The following is a 17934-nucleotide window of genomic DNA, read 5'->3' on the forward strand; positions in this document are numbered from 1 at the left end:
CAGATGTCACTTGCGCCAGCGTGGCCCCAAGCGTTACAGCTAAAGGGCTTGGTTTTTGTGCGTGCAGTCTATCGCTGCACGTCCAAACGAAGAGGGAATTGGGTAAGGATGCAAATCCAAAGCTCAAGCCGCCCCCGCGACTGTAAGCGCAGAGCGGATCTCAACGATACCACTCGGGCCGAGATGGCTTGGGGAAGGTCGGGATCCGCAACGACACGTGAGCCAGGAGACCTGCCGGGCACAAATGAAACAAACGCTGTCGGGTGTGACAGCAAGGAGAAGACGAAGATGACAACAACAGCAACACTTGTTTCCGCCACACAATCCCGCTCTGCCGTGATCCCTGCGCTTTTTGCGCTGGTTCTGGGTGCAGGCATTCTGGTTCTGGCCGGTCACGTTCAAGCCGCCGCTTTGCATGACGCCGCCCATGACGTGCGCCACGCGACAGGCTTCCCCTGCCACTAAGGCAGATGCTTAACAGTTGATGTGCTAAACGCTTTCGCCGCTTCGGGCGAAGGCGATTTTCTTGTTATCTAAATCAATGGACTATCCGATATGTTCACACGTATCCTGACCAGCGCCCTGTTTGCAGGTGCCGCTGCCGGACTTCTTATCGCTTTGATGCAATATATTTTTGTTCAACCCGTTTTGCTGCATGCAGAACTGTATGAGGGCGGCGATCTGGTTCACTTCGGTGCCGCCCCGGTGTCTGCCATTCAGGACCTGCCCGGATTTGACCCTATGCGTGACCTGCTCAGTGTTATGTTCACGATGCTGGTCTATTGCGGTTACGCCTTGGGTCTCGTTGCATTGATGAGCATCGCACAAGAACGTGGCGCTGTGATCACTCCGACAAACGGTATGATCTGGGGCGTGGCAGGGTTTGTGGCAGCACATCTGGCACCGGGCTTTTCCTTGGCCCCTGAAGTTCCCGGCGTGGCCGCTGCAGATGTTGCGGCACGTCAAATGTGGTTTTTCCCGACGGTCGCTGCAGCCGTCGCAGCCATGTGGCTGTTGGCGTTTCACCGCAACGCCATGGGCATCGCCGCCGCGGTCGTTCTTTTGGCTGCTCCGCATCTGATTGGCGCACCGGAACCGGACACATTTGCAGGACCGGTCCCCACCGAATTGGGCGCATTGTTTGCCGCCCGTGCATTGGGTGTTGGACTGGCTGCTTGGGTCATTCTAGGGGCACTTTGCGCCTATTTCTGGTCTTCCGAAGCGGAGGCTGAGTGACCTATGGATCGTCGCATAATGATGCTGGTGATCGGTTTGGTGTTTGGCACGGGATTCGGGTTTTTGATGGCCGCGTCGCAGGGCATCACCCTGGACGGTCATGACCATGCAACTGGTCATGGCGGCAACCACGATCATGCCGCGATGGCCCCTTTGGCAATCCCGGCGCAAGACGCGCCGACGTTGGCCGCTGAGGTGTTCAAAGACCCCGTGGCGGGTTGGAACCTGAAGCTGACCGTCACCAACTTTGCCTTTTCGCCACAAAATGCCAGCCTTGACCACGTGCCCGGCGAGGGTCACGCCCATGTCTATGCCAATGGTGAAAAGCTGGCGCGCCTTTATGGCCCATGGTTCCATCTGGATCATTTGCCAGAAGGCGACGTCACGTTGGACGTTACCCTGAATGCCAACTCTCATCAGGAACTTGCGGTAGACGGCGCTCCCCTGCGCGTGTCTGTGCCTGTTAAGAACTAGGCGCTAGATGCGGTACAGAAAACGCGGCGCGGCGCCATCGCGCCGCTCAAATCCGCAAGCGGAATAGGCCGCTTGGGCCGCGACATTGTCTGGCGTCGTGCCCACCATAACATATTTGCAGCCTTGGGCTTGGGCGTGTTCAACACACCGCGCAATAAGCGCTTTGCCAACCCCCATGCCACGCAAACCTTCACGCACAAACATGTGGTGAATGTCATAGCCACGCGCGCCGAATTGTAACTGCGCCAAGGGTAGCATGGTGGCGTATCCCACCAGCGTGTCGCCCTGTTCCGCTACGATGATATGAACCCATTGCTGCGCCTCTTTTTGCAACGTTTCGAGGTCCAGCGTCGCTGTGTCGCCGTGGAACGCTGCCAAAGCGTGGATCATCTCTAACACCTGTGGCAGGTCACTGGCCTTGGCTTTGCGAGTGGTGGTCGGGGTCAACTGGCCAACATCCTTAATCCTTGTGTCACATCGGACCGCACGGCAAGACGCAGCCCAGGTTCATCGCCTGCCCGCAATGCCGCAATGATCAGACGGTGATACTGTGGCGGTTCTGTCCGTCTAAGCCGCCCATAAAGCGCACGCATCGTTGGCCCCATTTGCAACCAGACCGTTTCCGACATGGCCAGCATCGCAGGCGCTTGGGCGCGAAGGTAAAGGGTGCGGTGAAATTCAAGGTTGGTGCGGATATAGCTGACGGCATCGCGGTGCGCCACGGCCTCTGCCACGGTGCTGTTGATCGTCTGCAGCCGTTCAATCAGCGCCATGTGGGCACGGGGCAAGGCACGGCTGGCCAGCTCTGTTTCGATCAGGGCACGTAAAGCCGCCAGTTCTTCGATCCGCTCATTTGTCAGGCGCGGTGTGGAAATGCGGCCCGACGTGGACATGGTAAGCGCCCCTTCGGCCACCAATCGGCGCACGGATTCGCGGGCAGGTGTCATGGAGACCCCAAATTCCTTACCGATCCCACGCAATGTCAGCGGCTGACCCGGCATGATTTCACCGTGCATGATGCGCCCCCTGAGCTGCCGATACACACGATCATGGGCGGCGCCGATGGCGGGTGTTACGGGTTCAGTCGGCTTGATCAAGGGATGGGCGGGTTTTTCCATGCTCTTTTTGTGATCACACTTTGTGATCACGTCAATCGGTAAAGCGGTACCTATGCAAATCATTGCCTGTGGTCCGCAGCCAACGCCTTGGCCCTTTGTGGTCCCCATAAATGCGTTCGACCTGCGCCCAAAAAGCCGCGGAATGATTCATTTCTGCCAAATGCGCCACTTCATGCGCCGCCACGTAGTCCAGAACGTCCGGCGGGGCCATAATCAGACGCCACGAAAACATCAGTGTGCCTGCTGAGGTGCATGACCCCCACCGCGACCGCGTATCGCGTATGCTGATCTTGTTGTAGGGCTTGCCCAACCGCGTTGCATAGTCATCGCAGGCCTCGGCCAGTCGCGCCCGTGCAATCTGCTTGAGATGCCCAACCAGACGGGCACCGACCCGCTCTGCCGCCCCCGGCACCGCAATCTGGCCATCGCTGATTTGCACACGACGCCCTTGTCCTGCCACAACCTGAAACATCTGCCCCCCAAGCGGGATTTCAGACCCCAACGCCACAATAGCATCCGCCCCGCGTTTGGACAGATGGTCCCGAATCCAGCCTTCCTTTTGGTGTGCGAACCCCAGCGCTTCGGCCTCTGAGACCCCTTTGGGCACCGTAAGCGTCACGCGGCCATCCAACTGGGAAATGCGCAGTGAAATCCGCCGCGCCCGCGCAGAATGACGCAATATCACAGGCACATCCGGTGCCCCATGTAGAAAATGTGTGCCCATTTCACCCACTCGACGGCCGCGCCCTATTGGCGTCATTGTGTCTCAAACGCCCTAAAGCCTTTGACAGTCCCCCCACCATATGGCAATTGCGCGGAATCGTCGACACACACGCTTGCGTAAATTTGTCGGCCCATGCATGAGATTTATAAGGGGATTGATATGCCCAAAGAAGAATGGGGCACGAAGCGTTTGTGCCCAACGACCGGCAAACGCTTCTACGACCTGAACAAAAACCCGATTGTCAGCCCCTACACGGGTGAGACTGTTGTGGTGGATGCCTCCAAGACGCGCATGATTGCAGCGGACGAAGAGGATGCTGTGACAGCCAAAGCCAAAGCGACAGAATCGGATGACGAGGATGTGGTGCTGGATGACGATGATGACGTCGATGTCGATCTGGGGGATGATATCCTGGATGACGACGATGAAGACGCGGACACTGTCCCGTTGGAAGAGATCGCAGATGTTGCGTCAGAAGGCGACGACGACAGCTGATCGGAAATTCGGTGCAGGGCGGGGATTTTTCACTTGATCCCGCCCGCGCCAGCGCCTATTCAGCGGCGCATAAGGCCATATAGGCCGACCCTTGGTTAAAGGGGCATTAGCTCAGTTGGTAGAGCGCCTGCATGGCATGCAGGAGGTCAGCGGTTCGACTCCGCTATGCTCCACCAAACCCCCTCACTACATCTAGCTCAGAAAAATGCGCAGACCGATGGGCTGACTGACGCGCATCCGCAACGCGATGAAAACGGGCTTCGGTTTTTTCTAGCCGGGCAAGGCACCGAGTAGCTTGTGCCACGCGGCAAAACTTGACCGCATAACTCTACCGTTATGTTGCGGTACGGTCCTTCGATCAACTTTGCGTTGGCTTTGTTCTGATGCGCATTGAGCTTGCCCGAAACCACACCACCATCAACATGACCGCAGGGCTTGGCCGCGCGCCAATTGCTGTTGGTCTGCATAAAACGCCCGAGGCACCTTGGGTTGTGTTTCGCTTTGGACAAGCCCCGAAATACGCCCAAAACACCCACAATTTACATCCTTCAGATTGGAGGCGCAAAAAGACGCTTCAGCGCGTATCTGGGACAGGACCGCTTTGGATTGCGAAGACACTGCATCGCCACCCGTTAAGGGGGCGAACGAAAAAATGGTGGTTAGCACAGCAGCAGCACCCAAACCTGCGTAGACTGGCAATGCGAATTGGCCCAACATATTTTCCCTCAGCTTTCGGTCCAAATCTTACCGACAAACTAGGCATTCTCAAAACACCAAGCACGAAGAAGTTTAGTAAAATCCGTTCCGTTAACCCGCGCCGAGACATTGCACTACGAATGAATGGCCAGCGTTAACAAGTTAATCGCATCACGCATGTTTTCGGCTGCCGTTTGGTTGCTTGTGTGAACGGTCAATCCACGTAATCTGTTGATTTCACGATAAACACTAAGTGGAAAATTAACAAAATTGTTCCAGATTGGTCGCAACCCGTGGGTTGGGCCCATTAACCTGTTCAGGTGGCCAGTTTGGGTTTGGTTTTTGTCTGTCATGTGAATCCGGTTCGCCACGCCATGGATGCTCGGCCCAGCGTAACTCCAATTGGTCAAAAAATGCGCACGTGTCGGCGTTGTCGCTTGCCCGCCCCATTGGAATTCCAGAATGCCCTGCCCCAAAGGCGCCATAGGTGTGCCGCGCACATTGAAGTTTTGAAACAGCGCCTGAGCTTCGCGATCTGTGTCCCCTTGTCGCGCGGCCAAGTCAAAAATCCCTGCCCCATAAACCGATTTTCCTTCAAAGATAAGCCGGCCGCCATATCGCGAAATACCTTCGCGGATGATCTTTGACATCTCTTGTGTCGCGGATTGCCCGTAGACCCGGCGCTGGGTGAAATCCATGTTCCAGCCTTCATTGGACGTATTGAACGCCTGCTTGAACGCATCGCGTCCCGATACATTCGGATCGAACGGCACCCCCATTTTGTCAAACTGCATGGCATAGTGTACGAATTCCGCAATTGCCGGAATACGGTTGCGAAACAATGTGTTGTCCATGCCGTAATACATGTCCATCATCTGGTAATTTCCAGCCACAAGCTGCGCCGTCCGCGGGCCTGGATCGTACAGTTTGAATTCACGGTTTAAAAACCGCACCCCGGCCTCTGGATTGACGCCTTTGGCCAACAGGTTTTCTTTGGTGTGCTTGATCCACTGTGTCGCCCCCCGTGCAGCTGCGTTTCCCCTGTTGCCAGCCGCGGCATGCAGCGCGACTGGCCCGACGGTTCCATAAATGAACGTGCTGGTGGAAAACGCATTTTCCAGCGCCCTTTGCTGCCGGTCCTGATTTGATCCCACGGAGAGTTTCAGTTTTTGATACGCTTCGTCCACGCGGCGTCCAAAAGCCGCCGCTCCGATCAAAATTTCTACCATAATCCGTTCTCCCAAAATGAATGCATCACAAACCTGCAAAACGCGTCCCCCATACGGGTTTGACGTTCTACGCAGTTAACACCTTGGGTTGAAAATTTATTCGAACCTACCGCACACGAGCATGGCACTTTACCAAAACCAAAGATCAATTTGCAGTTTTGAAACTGTGCCCTTCTTGTTTGACGCAGCCCGCTTTCATGGCGCAACTGCATGCAAAGCGCAGGAGGATCAGATGAAATCACGGACCAAAGCAGTTGTCATAGGGGGCGGCATCGCCGGATGTTCCACTCTGTACCACCTCACGCAGGAAGGCTGGACCGATGTGGTTTTGGTCGAACGTGATGAATTGACCAGCGGCACCACGTGGCATTCTGCGGCCCAAGTCACCAACTTTGGTATGAACCAGACGATGGTCGGCCTCAAAACCCATTCCATCAACCTGTACCAAGAATTGCGCGATGATCCGGATTATCCGGTGCAGTACAATCACGGCGACGGCGGTATCCGCCTTGCCAACAGTGAGGCACAAATGGATGGCTACCGCCACTTTGCGTCTATGGCGCGGGGCATGGATGTCGAATTCGAAGTCATCGACGCCGAAGAATGCGCTCGCCGCCACCCGCTGATTTCCACGGACAACCTGCTGGGCGGTTTGTGGGATGGCAATGACGGCGACATTGATCCCGCATCCTTGTGTCAGGCGCTGGCCCGTCGTGCCCGCAAGGCCGGGGCCGAAGTGTACCGCCAAACCGACGTCACCGGCCTGACCCAACACAAAGACGACACATGGACCGTGCACACCAACAAAGGCGACATAGATTGCGATGTGGTTGTGAACGCTTGTGGCTACCGCGTGAACGAAGTCGGCGCGATGATGGGTGTGCATCATCCGGTGGCGTCCATGGAGCACCAGTATTTTGTCACCGACGAAATCCCCGGCATTGTAGAGGCGGGTCACCGCATGCCGCTGTTGCGTTGCCCGATCAGCGACTATTACTGCCGTCAGGAAAAGAACGGCCTGTTGCTGGGGTTCTACGAACAAGATTGCAAAACATGGGGCATGGACGGCATTTCGCCCGATTTTTCCAATGACCTCTGCCCCGATGATCTGGACCGTGTCACAGACGTGCTTGAAGGCGCGTTTGAACGGATGCCCGCATTGATGGAAGTTGGCATCAAGAACATCGTGAATGGCCCGATCACCTATACCATTGACGGGGCACCTTTGGTTGGGCCGATCCCGGGCAAGCGCAACGCGTTCTGCATCATCGGTCTGCGGGCGGGGCTGGGTGAAGGTGGCGGCCATGGCTGGTTGTTGGCGCAACAGATTGTACATGGCGAGGCCTGCTATGACACATGGTGCATCGATCCGCGCCGCTTTACCGGCCACGCCAATGTAGAACTGACCGCATTGAAGGCCATTGAGGACTATCAAAACGAATTCCGGTTCCATTTTCCACATGAACACCGCCCCGCCGGACGTCCCGCCAAGACCACGCCTTTGACGCCGGTTATGGCTGCGGAAGGCGCGGAATTTACGGTTGTGAACGGTTGGGAGCGTGTGGATTACATTCGCCCCTCTGCCGATTTCCACGAAACCCACGGCTTTTGGTTCAACGAAGCCTTCGGCGTGGTCGCCCGCGATGTCAAAGCGGTGCAAAACGGCGTGGGCTTGGCAGAGGTCAACGGTTTCAACCGGTTTGAACTTACAGGCGCGGACCGTCAGACCTTTTTGGACCGTATGATCTGTGGTCGCGTTACCTCAAAGGTTGGCAAAGTCGGCTTGGGCTATCTACTGAATGACCACGGCATGGTGAAGGCCGAAGCCACCATTGCCCATCTGGATGCAGATCGCACATGGTACGGGTCGGCCGCCGCCGCCGAATTCCACGATATGGATTGGTTGACGCAACATGTGCGCAAAGACGAAGACGTCCAGATCCGGTCCCTAACCAATGACCAAACCATCCTTGTTCTGGCAGGTCCAAAGGCCCGCGATGTGCTAACAGCCGTCAGTCGCGGCGATTGGTCCGCGACCGCCTTCCCATGGCTGTCCGTGCGTGAATGCTATGTCGGCATCGCCCCTGCCACGGTCATGTCCGTCAGTTTTTCCGGCGAACTGGCCTATGAAATCCACGTACCAAACGCGCAGCTTTATGCCGCGTATCTGGCGCTACGTGCAGCCGGTCAGCCCCACGATTTGCACCTGTTTGGTGCACGCGCCATCGAAAGCATGCGTATGGAGAAGGGGTATCTGCATTGGAAAGCGGATCTGCTGACGGAATTCGATCCTTTCCAGACAGGTCTTCACCGTTTTGTAAAAATGGACAAAGATTTTGTTGGCAAATCCGCATTGCTTGCGCGGCAAGACCTTGGGGATCAGATGGAACTTGTGTCTATGGTTTTGGACACAGACAAGATGCCCGCCCATCCCGGTGCCTCTGTGATGTGTGACGGTCAGGTCATCGGCACGGTTTCATCAGGTGACTGGGGCCACCGCGTCGCAATGAACTTGGCGTATGCCTATGTTGATCCCGCATTTGCAGCTGAAGGGACCACGTTTGAAGTAGATTGCCTTGGGCAGATGGTACCTGCGCGGGTTATCCCAGCCGGCCCTTATGATCCGGCTTTAGCGCGTGTTCGCGCCTGAGGGCAGTGGGGGCGCTGCCCCCGCCCCTTTCGGGCCTCCCCCGGGATATTTTTAGCGAAAAGAAGTCCTAACGATCTTTAAAACGCGGGTCGTTTTCAATCGCGCCATAATCGGCATCAATCAGATCGTGCCGCTTTTGCACCCAACGCCGCATGGAAGGGTGTGTGAAAATGTAAAAGCGTCCTGCTTGCATACATTCGACCGTCCATTCCGCCACGGATCTTGGGGACAGGCCATTGTCCACGGCTTCTGTTACCATTTGCATCGCCTCCGAGGGCGCGTCTTCGTCGTCCACACCCGAAGGCCGGCCTTCGTGGGCTTTGTTGATGTCGGTTTTCACCCAGCCCGGACACAGCACGGACACACCGATATTGTCAGCCGCCAAATCCATGCGCAGGCTTTCAGACAGGCCCACAACTGCGAATTTGGTCGCGGTGTAGGCGCTCAACTGCTGCGTTGCCAAATGCCCCGACATCGATGCTGTGTTGATAAAGTAGCCCCCTTCTCCATGGGCTTTGATCAATGGCGTAAAGGCTTCAATGCCGTGAATGACCCCCATGAAGTTGATGTCGACAAGCCATTGCCAGTCTTCAAGCGGCGTATCGCCCGGCGTATGCCCCAACGACACCCCTGCGTTGTTCACAACGATATGGACTTTGCCGAAGGTCTCGATCGTCTTTTCTGCGGCAGCCTTCACCGAACCGGGGTCTGCCACATCGCACAGCACCGTTTCCACCTGCCCCAATTCCGCTTTCGCCGCTTTCAGTCGTTCCGGCACAAGGTCAGCCAGCATCACATTGGCCCCTTGTTCCATCAGCATGCGCCCGATTTCCAACCCGATGCCTGAGGCACCGCCCGTGACAAAGGCCGTTTTACCTGCGATTTCCATGCTGAAGTCCTCCGTTTTGGACATGCTATCCAAAGCAAAACGAAAGGGAACCACGACCTAAGGTCATTTCATCCCTCTATTTGTGGCCTGAACCGCCCCGACACCTTGACTTTGCCCCGTGTGAGCGGTGTATCTGCGCCCAAGTTTTCGACCCATGAAAGGGGCCATCCCATGCACGCCTACCGAAGCCACTCCTGCGCCGATCTGACTGCTGCCAATGTGGGCGATACTGTGCGCCTGTCAGGCTGGGTTCACCGTGTTCGCGATCATGGTGGCATCCTGTTCATCGATTTGCGCGACCATTACGGCATGACACAAGTGCTGTGTGACCCCGACAGCCCAGTGTTCAAGGACATGGAAAAGGTGCGGTCCGAATGGTGTATTTGCATTGATGGTACCGTAAAGGCCCGCGACCCCGAACTGGTGAACGACAAAATCCCAACCGGAGAGATCGAAGTGTTCGTGCGCGGCCTTGAGGTTTTGGGCGCTGCCGCCGAATTGCCACTGATGGTGTTTGGTGATCAAGAATACCCCGAAGAAACGCGCCTGAAATACCGCTATCTCGACTTGCGCCGCGAGAAGATGCAGCGCAACATGGCGTTGCGATCAGACGTTGTGGCATCCATGCGTCGTCGCATGTGGGATCAGAAGTTCCGCGAATACCAGACGCCGATCATCACGGCTTCTTCCCCCGAAGGTGCGCGCGACTTCTTGGTGCCCTCGCGTCTGCACCCCGGCAAATTCTACGCCCTGCCCCAAGCCCCCCAGCAGTTCAAACAGCTGTTGATGGTGTCCGGCTTTGACAAATATTTCCAAATCGCGCCGTGCTTTCGCGATGAAGACCCGCGTGCGGATCGGTCCCCTACCGATTTTTACCAGCTTGACCTTGAGATGAGCTTTGTGGAGCAGCAGGACGTTTTTGACACGATCCAGCCAGTGATCACGGGCATCTTTGAAGAGTTCGGTGGCGGTCGCAATGTCGATCAGACATGGGAGCAAATCAGCTACCGCGATGCGGCCCTTTGGTACGGCAGCGACAAGCCCGACTTGCGCAACCCTATCAAAATGCAGGTTGTGTCCGAGCATTTCGCAGGCTCCGGCTTTGCGATTTTTGCGAAACTGCTGGAACAAGACGGCACCGAAGTGCGCGCCATCCCCGCGCCCAAAGGCGGATCGCGCAAGTTCTGTGATCGTATGAACAAATTCGCCCAACAAGAAGGGCTGCCCGGCATGGGCTATATTTTCTGGCGCGAAAAGACTGCCGATTCAGTCGCGCAGGAAATGGGCATCACCGTGAAAGAAGCCCAAGCCAAGCTGAAATCCGGCGAAGTTGAGGGCGGCATGGAAGCGGCTGGCCCACTCGCCAAGAACATCGGACCAGAGCGTACAGAAGCCATCCGCCAGCAGTTGGACCTTGGCCTTGGCGATGCGGCATTCTTCTTGGGCGGCAAACCCAAAGCCTTTGAAGGGGTCGCTGGCAAGGCGCGCAACGTCATCGGCAATGAATTGGGCCTGACCGATTTGAACCGCTTTGCCTTTGCATGGATCGTCGATTTCCCGATCTACGAACAGGATGAAGAAACCGGCAAAATCGACTTTGAACACAACCCGTTTTCCATGCCGCAGGGTGGGATGGACGCGCTGAACGGCGATCCTTTGGAGGTGCTGGGCTATCAGTACGATTTGGCCTGCAACGGCTACGAACTGGTGTCGGGCGCCATCCGGAACCACAAGCCAGAGATCATGTTCAAAGCGTTTGAAATCGCAGGATACGGCAAGGAAGAAGTCGAAAAACGCTTTGGCGGCATGGTCAATGCCTTCCAATACGGCGCCCCGCCCCACGGGGGTTGTGCCGCAGGGGTGGACCGCATCGTGATGTTGCTTGCAGACGCCGACAACCTGCGCGACGTGATCTTGTTCCCGATGAACCAAAAGGCTGAAGACCTAATGATGTCCGCGCCAAGCACGCCGATGTCGGATCAGCTGATGGAACTGGGGCTGCGGGTTATTCCACAGGATTGATGCCCCTTTTGGGCGATGACATGCCGACGGGTAAAATTAGAAAGGCGGCGCAGGTGAAAACCGCGTCGCCTTTTGCTATATAGGACCAAAGCGTCAAAGCAGGGGCACGATAACGTGGCAGGGTTTAATTCGGAATTGGCAGCGATCCGCTTTGGGTGTGGTCTGTCACCGGTGGTGGATGCGCCGCGCAGCATCGACACGATGTTGCAAGGTTTGCAAAGCGCTGATGCAATGGCGCAGACCTTCCCTATCGAAAGCTTCGACACGTTCCGCGAAACCCGCATGAAAGCTGTGGCCGCCCAACGTAAGATTTTAAAAGAAAACCGTGGCAGCGACATCGGCAAAGCGGCCCGCAAGCAACGCAATGTGTTAAACCGGATTGCGCGCACCGACAAAGGCCGGTGGCTCGGGCAAACCCTGTTGCGACGCAGCTACACCGAACAGGGCTTTTTCGAACGTTTGGCGTTTTTCTGGGGCGACCATTTTTCGGCGCAAGGCAAGCAGGGCCTGATCCGCCGCGCGACAAGCCCCTATATCGAGGACGCCATTCGCCCCAATATGACAGGGCAGTTTGCGGATCTTCTGAAAGCCGCCGTTTTACACCCTTTGATGCTGACCTATCTGGATCAGCACCGTTCCGTTGGGCCGAACAGTGCGTTTGCCGTGCGCAAAACGGCGCAAGGCAAGGCGGCGGGCCTGAACGAAAACCTCGCGCGTGAGGTGCTGGAATTGCACACTTTGGGTGTGAACGGCCCCTATACCCAAACGGATGTCACCCAACTGGCCGAGCTGTTCACCGGGCTGACGTTTCAGGTCAACGTAGGCTTCAAATTTCGCAAAGACATGGTGGAGCCCGGGGCTGAAACCGTCTTGGGCAAAACCTACGGTGACCAGATGAACCGCGCACCCGTTCTGGCAGTGCTGGATGATTTGGCAGTGCATCCTGCCACGGCCCGCCACGTGGCATGGAAGCTGGCGATGCACTTTGTGTCTGACACACCCGAACCTGCGCTGATCGATCATGTTGCTGCGGCGTTTCAGGCGACGGATGGGAATTTGATGGCGGTTTACACGGCACTTCTGGACCATCCGGCCGCGTGGCAGACCGACAAGATGAATTTCAAATTTCCCGTCGATTTTGTGGGCTCTGCCTGCCGTGCGTTGGCGATACCCCCCGCCCCGATTCAGGCCTTTGATGAAAAAGGCATGCAAAACGCCATTTCCACGCCGATGGCGATGATGGGGCAAAACTGGCAACTGCCGATTGGCCCGGACGGGTGGCCCGAAGAAGACAGTGAATGGATCACACCCCAAGGGCTGTCGGGCCGCGTGCGTTGGGCGATGGCCGTGCCGCAAGTCTTGCAGCCTGCCTTGCCCGACCCCCGCGAATTTGTGGATGCGGCCTTGGGCAGTTTCGCACCGGATGCCGTGCGCTTTGCCGCCTCTGCCGCCGAAAGCAAAACCGAAGCAATCGGCCTTGTGCTGGCCTCTCCCGCGTTTCAACGCCGTTGATTTAGGATTGATATGATGACTGACGCTGTATCCCGCCGCACATTCTTGTCCCGAACCGGTCTTATTGGTTGTTCGTTGGCAGCCAGCCCTTTGATGACGCCGATCAGCTTTGCCGCAGCCCCCTGGGACACGCGTCTGGTGGTGATTATCTTGCGTGGCGGTCTGGATGGGTTGGATGCCGTGCAACCCTACGGCGATCCTGCCTACGCGGCCTTGCGTCCCAAAGCTTTGGCAGGGGGGCCACAAAACGGCGGCATAGACTTGGACGGCTATTTCGCATTGCATCCCGGCATGGCCGGCCTGATGCCACTGTGGACCGCAGGCGAATTGGGATTTGTGCACGCGGTATCGACGCCCTACCGCGACAAACGCAGCCACTTTGACGGGCAGGATTTGCTGGAAGCCGGCACAGATACGCTGGCCGAAGGGGCACGTGACGGCTGGCTAAACCGCATGTTGCAAGCCGTGCCGGGCGTGCAAGCGGACACCGCCTATGCCATCGGGCGTGGCGACATGCAGCTGTTGAAGGGCCCTGCCCCCGTGGCAAACTGGTCCCCCGAAGCGGACCTTACGTTGAGCCCGCAAGCCGAGCGTCTGATGGATCTGCTGATGCAAGACGACCCCGAGATGCACGCAGCTTTGGCCGAAGCGCAAATGCTGTCCGAAGGCGGCGGTGGCGGCATGGCCATGGCCGACGATGGCGGTGAGATGATGATGGCCCAGATGCAGCAAGCCAGCAAAGGTGCGTCACATCGCAAAATCGCACGTTTTGCGGGGCAACGCCTGCGCAAAGACGCCCGCGTTGCGGCATTTTCGTTGAACGGTTGGGACACGCATCAGGCGCAGGGCCGCAATCTGACCCGCGCACTGGAACGTCTGTCCGAGACAATTTTGACCCTGAAAGACACGCTGAAAGGCCCTGTGTGGAAAAAGACTGCCGTGGTCGTCATGACCGAATTCGGGCGCACAGCCCGCGAGAATGGCACAGGCGGCACGGACCATGGCACGGGTGGTTTGATGATCACAGCAGGCGGTGCCGTGCGCGGCGGGCGTGTGCTGGGCCATTGGCCCGGACTGGACAGCGGCGCCCTTTATGAAAACCGCGATTTGATGCCGACCCGTGACGTCCGCGCCCATGCGGCTTGGGTGATGCGCGGCCTTATCGGTTTGGACAAATCCGTGTTGGAAAACTCGGTGTTTCCGGGTCTGGATTTGGGTGATGATCCGGGTTTGCTTTTGTAACTGTCTGAAACCCCTTGGCCTTAGGAGATACTCCACCTAGGGTCGCGCCTATGACACAACAGCGCCCCCTTGGCCCGATCGTTGAAAACTGGACCCCGCCACCGGCCCCGACAGGTGTGCCGTTGCAGGGGGCGTTTGCATATCTTGAACCTTTGAACGCTGAAGCGCATGCGGCTTTGCTGTTTCGCGCTTTTGCAGGTCATGATTCGGTGTGGGATTACCTACCCTACGGTCCGTTTTCTTCTGCTGCCCAATACCATCGTTGGGCACGGGAACATGCAGGGCAAAACGATCCGTTTTTCTACGCCATCCGAAATGAAGCCAGCGGCACATGGGAAGGCGTCGCCAGCTTTCTGCGCGTTGATCCGGCCGCGGGTTCTATTGAAATCGGTCACATAAACCTTAGCCCTGCGTTACAGCAAACCCCCGCGGCCACGCAGGCTTTGTATCTGATGATGGATTGGGCTTTTGACGCGGGATACCGCCGTGTGGAATGGAAATGCAACGCTTTGAACCTGCCCTCACGCCGGGCTGGTCAACGTTTGGGTTTCAGCTATGAGGGCGTGTTTCGCCAAGCCACAATCACCAAGGGGCGCAACCGCGACACCGCGTGGTTTGCCGTGATTGACGCCGAATGGCCCGCGCTGAAAGAAGCCTTTGCCGCGTGGTTGGCCCCGTCCAATTTTGATGCCTCAGGCCGGCAGATCGAAAGCCTTAGCGATCTGACGCGGCTGGTGCGGGTCGCAAGCGATCCCGCCCTGACATCCTAGACCGTGCGTCTTAAATAGCCATCCGGTGCATCAGACGTTCTTGAACAAGCCCCGCAAGAACTGCGGTCTCTGATGATGCGGATTGGCCCTGAGCGCGCTTTTTGGCCAGTGCGACAGCCGCTTGTTCCAAACGCGGGTCTTGGGCACTGCGCGCCACACCGCTTAGGAATTGGGCCACATAATCTAACGTACGTTCATCATTATGTTCTTCCAAAACATCCGCGACATGGGCCATATCATCGTGGAACGCGATAGGGTCAGGCGTGATTTCTTCTTTGGACACGGCGCGTGGACCGGAAGGTTGCCGTTCTGCCGGCAAACACGCCAGTATCGTTTCCTGAAAGCCTGCCAATGACGTAATCGGTTTGGCCAAAAATCCGTCGGCACCCGCCCCCAATGCTGCGGCTTCGCCAAAATCATCACCGGATGTCCCTAAAACAACTTCAGGGCGTGGAGATGCCTCTGCGAGATCCTTTATCAAGTCCACCCCGTTTCCATCCGGCAGCCCAAGATCAATGATCGCAATCGTGGGCCGGTACACTTGTAAATGCCGCCGTGCTGCCCGCAGGCTATCGGCGCGCCGGATGCGTGCACCACTGCGCAAACACAACAGGCGCATCGCCTCGCAGGCAAAGCGACTGTCTTCAATCACAAGGACCGTAAGCCCCAACAGGGGACGGTTTGCGGTTGGTGTCGGATAGTTTGGTGCGAAGGGGTCTGTCGTGTCCATGATGATATGCCTTTTGCCATATTCTACGACTCAGACGGTACGCAACCTTGCCTAACAGCGCGTTAACAGCCCCCAAGAACCTTAAGGGGTGACGCTGCGGGGTGCGGCGCTGCGTCCCTTGCTCTTGTCGGTCTTGCCCTGCATACACCCACCCAACACTACCTTTACCGGAGAACCCCAATGATCGGTCGTTTGAACCATGTCGCCATCGCCGTCCCGGATCTGGACGCTGCCGCAGACCAATACCGCAATGCTTTGGGTGCCACTGTTGGCGCACCACAAGACGAACCGGACCACGGCGTCACGGTTATCTTCATCGAATTGCCCAACACGAAAATCGAATTGCTATACCCCCTTGGTGACAACAGCCCCATCACGGCGTTTTTGGAAAAGAACCCCTCAGGCGGGATGCACCACGTCTGCTACGAGGTTGACGACATCATCGCGGCCCGTGACCATCTGAAAGAGACTGGCGCACGCGTGCTGGGCACAGGCGAGCCGAAGATCGGCGCCCACGGCAAACCCGTCTTGTTCTTGCATCCCAAGGACTTCAACGGCTGCCTTGTTGAACTGGAACAGGTGTAAATTATGGGTGTGACCTCAGCCCTTGTATTGTTGGCCGTGATCTGGTGGATGACCTTCCTGATCGTGCTGCCGTTGCGTGTCAAAACCCAAGGCGACCTGGGTGAAATCGAACCAGGAACACATGCAGGCGCCCCTGAAGAACACAATCTGAAGAAAAAAGCATTGATCACCACAGCCGTCGCCCTTGTGCTTTGGGTTGTGATCTCTGGCATCATTTTGTCAGGTGTCATTAGCGTGCGCGATTTCGATTGGTTCAATCGCGGTTAAGGACATTGCCCGTCAAATTGTGATACAAATGCGTGAAGGTCGCAGCCCCAAGGATCGGGATCACAAGATTGACCAACGGCAAGGACAACGGCATCGCCATCAACACGCCCGCCATCCAAATTTTGCCCCTGTGAAGCTTGCGCAATTCTTTTGCGCGAGCCCGCCCCACACGGCGCATCGCAGCCAATGTGAAATATTCACGGCCCAGCAAAAAGCCGTTTAGCCCCCAAAAGATAGCAAGTGGCAGAAACGGCACCCAAAACAGCAAGGCATACAAGATAAGCGCCAAAACGTTGGCTCCGATCAAGATACCTAGAAAGTTCACCGTATCGCGCACAGCATCCCAAAACGGGACACGGGTTGCGGCCGGCAGATGCGGATAATGCACGTCTTCGACAGCTTGCGCGACGTCCTCCAGAAACATCGACGTTATCGCAGAAGCGACCGGAATCATCAAAAAGATCGACAAAAAAAACATCACAAACAGGCCACCCCAGCTTAGGACGTCCCCGATCCATTTCACTTCTCCAATGATCGGAAGCAAAAACGAATCCCCCGTTGCCCAGTCGATCCAGGTGACAAACAGCGCCGTCGTGCCCACAAGCAACGCCAGTGCCAGCCCCACACCAAGCAAAAGAACACGGCGAAAGCGTGGGTCGCTGATTTGGCCAACAGCCGCGAAAAAGGCATTGAAAATCATGAATTGACCCAAGTTGTGATCGCATCCAGATCAGGGCGCGGGCGCTCTGGTGGGGTCGTGGTTTCGGTGGCGATGTGAATAAAGCCCGCGATACGTTCGTGATCGTCCAGCCCCAAAGCGTCTGTCATGAACACACGGTCATGGCTGGGCCACCCACTTAACCAATTTGCACCCCATCCAGCTGCCAGTGCCGCATTCAGCAGCGCCAGACACACACCACCGACAGCATAGGTTTGTTCCAGCGCCGGAATTTTTGCAGAGGGTTTTTGGACTTCGATTACCGCGACAGCCAAATGCCCTTGGTCAAATTGCGCACGCCCCTTTTGAATTTGCTCCGGGTCTAGCCCCAATGCTTCCCCACACGCTTGCGCTGCTTGTGCCAAACGGGGCATCGCACCCGCCTCCAGCACAATAAAACGCCATGGTTCCAGCTTTCCGTGATCCGGAGACCGCGAAGCCGCGGTCAAAAGCTGGTTTACGGTGGCAGGGTCAGGCACAGGGGCTTGTAAGGTCTTGGCCGGACGCGACCGCCGCGTCAAAAGGAAATCAAGGGCGGCGGGGTTTGGAACAGGCATATGTGGGGCTTTCAAATGGT

19 protein-coding genes, 1 tRNA gene and 1 riboswitch are annotated in these 17934 nt (G+C 56.9%); of the genes, 12 read left to right on the forward strand and 8 right to left on the reverse strand.

Features of this window, described 5'->3' with window-relative positions; translation table 11 throughout:
• Positions 1 to 32 precede the first annotated feature (32 nt).
• Positions 33 to 253, forward strand: a riboswitch (cobalamin riboswitch).
• Positions 254 to 288: 35 nt separating this feature from the next.
• From ASD8599_RS16710 to ASD8599_RS16720, 3 genes are all read left to right on the forward strand, one after another.
• Entirely contained in the window at positions 289 to 465 is a 177-nt protein-coding gene (locus ASD8599_RS16710) for a CbtB domain-containing protein (protein WP_108829588.1), read from the forward strand.
• Between the two features lie 90 nt (positions 466 to 555).
• Positions 556 to 1236 carry a CbtA family protein gene (locus tag ASD8599_RS16715; protein WP_108829589.1) on the forward strand — a complete coding sequence of 227 codons (681 nt, stop codon included), beginning with the start codon at positions 556 to 558 and terminating at the stop codon, positions 1234 to 1236.
• Between the two features lie 3 nt (positions 1237 to 1239).
• Positions 1240 to 1710: a hypothetical protein gene (locus tag ASD8599_RS16720; protein ID WP_108829590.1), complete on the forward strand. Its 471-nt coding sequence runs from the start codon at positions 1240 to 1242 to the stop codon at positions 1708 to 1710.
• Between the two features lie 3 nt (positions 1711 to 1713).
• Here ASD8599_RS16720 and ASD8599_RS16725 read toward each other — a convergent pair whose 3' ends face one another.
• The 3 genes from ASD8599_RS16725 to ASD8599_RS16735 are packed head-to-tail and all read right to left on the reverse strand — an operon-like array spanning position 1714 to position 3552.
• Positions 1714 to 2157, reverse strand: a complete 444-nt coding sequence (locus ASD8599_RS16725) for a GNAT family N-acetyltransferase (RefSeq protein WP_108829591.1) — start codon at positions 2155 to 2157, stop codon at positions 1714 to 1716.
• A complete protein-coding gene (locus ASD8599_RS16730) occupies positions 2154 to 2828 on the reverse strand; it encodes a GntR family transcriptional regulator (RefSeq protein ID WP_219928859.1) in 675 nt (224 codons plus the stop codon). The genes ASD8599_RS16725 and ASD8599_RS16730 overlap by 4 nt, the downstream gene beginning before the upstream one ends.
• Positions 2829 to 2859: 31 nt before the next feature.
• Complete coding sequence (locus tag ASD8599_RS16735; protein ID WP_108829592.1) at positions 2860 to 3552, reverse strand: M48 family metallopeptidase; 693 nt, start codon at positions 3550 to 3552, stop codon at positions 2860 to 2862.
• 159 nt (positions 3553 to 3711) lie between these two features.
• On the opposite strand from ASD8599_RS16735, the gene ASD8599_RS16740 reads away from it, so the two are divergent.
• The gene (locus tag ASD8599_RS16740; protein ID WP_108829593.1) at positions 3712 to 4047 is read left to right on the forward strand and encodes a TIGR02300 family protein; all 336 of its coding nucleotides are present in this window, start codon (positions 3712 to 3714) and stop codon (positions 4045 to 4047) included.
• A gap of 100 nt (positions 4048 to 4147) precedes the next feature.
• Positions 4148 to 4223 (forward strand) — tRNA-Ala (locus ASD8599_RS16745).
• Between the two features lie 654 nt (positions 4224 to 4877).
• Here ASD8599_RS16745 and ASD8599_RS16755 read toward each other — a convergent pair.
• Positions 4878 to 5972: a hypothetical protein gene (locus ASD8599_RS16755; protein ID WP_108829595.1), complete on the reverse strand. Its 1095-nt coding sequence runs from the start codon at positions 5970 to 5972 to the stop codon at positions 4878 to 4880.
• Positions 5973 to 6204: 232 nt separating this feature from the next.
• Between ASD8599_RS16755 and ASD8599_RS16760 the strand changes: the two genes are divergently transcribed.
• The gene (locus tag ASD8599_RS16760; protein ID WP_108830243.1) at positions 6205 to 8622 is read left to right on the forward strand and encodes a GcvT family protein; all 2418 of its coding nucleotides are present in this window, start codon (positions 6205 to 6207) and stop codon (positions 8620 to 8622) included.
• Positions 8623 to 8689: 67 nt separating this feature from the next.
• Here ASD8599_RS16760 and ASD8599_RS16765 read toward each other — a convergent pair whose 3' ends face one another.
• Complete coding sequence (locus ASD8599_RS16765; protein ID WP_108830244.1) at positions 8690 to 9511, reverse strand: SDR family NAD(P)-dependent oxidoreductase; 822 nt, start codon at positions 9509 to 9511, stop codon at positions 8690 to 8692.
• Positions 9512 to 9682: 171 nt separating this feature from the next.
• Between ASD8599_RS16765 and aspS the strand changes: the two genes are divergently transcribed.
• The 4 genes from aspS (at position 9683) to ASD8599_RS16785 (ending at position 15057) form a co-directional block, all read left to right on the forward strand.
• The gene (gene aspS, locus ASD8599_RS16770; protein WP_108829596.1) at positions 9683 to 11533 is read left to right on the forward strand and encodes an aspartate--tRNA ligase; all 1851 of its coding nucleotides are present in this window, start codon (positions 9683 to 9685) and stop codon (positions 11531 to 11533) included.
• Between the two features lie 114 nt (positions 11534 to 11647).
• A complete protein-coding gene (locus ASD8599_RS16775) occupies positions 11648 to 13045 on the forward strand; it encodes a DUF1800 domain-containing protein (RefSeq protein WP_108829597.1) in 1398 nt (465 codons plus the stop codon).
• A gap of 12 nt (positions 13046 to 13057) precedes the next feature.
• Positions 13058 to 14287, forward strand: coding sequence for a DUF1501 domain-containing protein (locus tag ASD8599_RS16780; RefSeq protein WP_422664755.1), 1230 nt, complete (start codon positions 13058 to 13060; stop codon positions 14285 to 14287).
• 50 nt (positions 14288 to 14337) lie between these two features.
• Positions 14338 to 15057 (forward strand): GNAT family N-acetyltransferase, encoded by a 720-nt coding sequence (locus ASD8599_RS16785; protein ID WP_108829599.1) that lies wholly within the window; start codon positions 14338 to 14340, stop codon positions 15055 to 15057.
• A gap of 10 nt (positions 15058 to 15067) precedes the next feature.
• On the opposite strand, the gene ASD8599_RS16790 is transcribed toward ASD8599_RS16785, so the two are convergent.
• Complete coding sequence (locus tag ASD8599_RS16790) at positions 15068 to 15787, reverse strand: response regulator (protein WP_108829600.1); 720 nt, start codon at positions 15785 to 15787, stop codon at positions 15068 to 15070.
• 180 nt (positions 15788 to 15967) lie between these two features.
• Here ASD8599_RS16790 and mce point away from each other — a divergent pair, with 180 nt between their 5' ends.
• Both mce and ASD8599_RS16800 read left to right on the forward strand, forming a co-directional pair.
• Positions 15968 to 16372, forward strand: a complete 405-nt coding sequence (gene mce, locus ASD8599_RS16795; protein WP_108829601.1) for a methylmalonyl-CoA epimerase — start codon at positions 15968 to 15970, stop codon at positions 16370 to 16372.
• Between the two features lie 3 nt (positions 16373 to 16375).
• A complete protein-coding gene (locus tag ASD8599_RS16800; protein ID WP_108829602.1) occupies positions 16376 to 16639 on the forward strand; it encodes a DUF1467 family protein in 264 nt (87 codons plus the stop codon).
• On the opposite strand, the gene ASD8599_RS16805 is transcribed toward ASD8599_RS16800, so the two are convergent.
• Both ASD8599_RS16805 and ASD8599_RS16810 read right to left on the reverse strand, forming a co-directional pair.
• Positions 16626 to 17339: an EI24 domain-containing protein gene (locus ASD8599_RS16805; protein WP_108829603.1), complete on the reverse strand. Its 714-nt coding sequence runs from the start codon at positions 17337 to 17339 to the stop codon at positions 16626 to 16628. The genes ASD8599_RS16800 and ASD8599_RS16805 overlap by 14 nt on opposite strands.
• Positions 17336 to 17914, reverse strand: a complete 579-nt coding sequence (locus tag ASD8599_RS16810) for a nitroreductase family protein (protein ID WP_108829604.1) — start codon at positions 17912 to 17914, stop codon at positions 17336 to 17338. Before ASD8599_RS16810 ends, ASD8599_RS16805 begins: the two co-directional genes overlap by 4 nt.
• Between the last annotated feature and the right edge of the window lie 20 nt (positions 17915 to 17934).

The organism is Ascidiaceihabitans donghaensis (assembly GCF_900302465.1).
In the GTDB taxonomy this organism is placed as follows: Bacteria; Pseudomonadota; Alphaproteobacteria; order Rhodobacterales; family Rhodobacteraceae; genus Ascidiaceihabitans; species Ascidiaceihabitans donghaensis.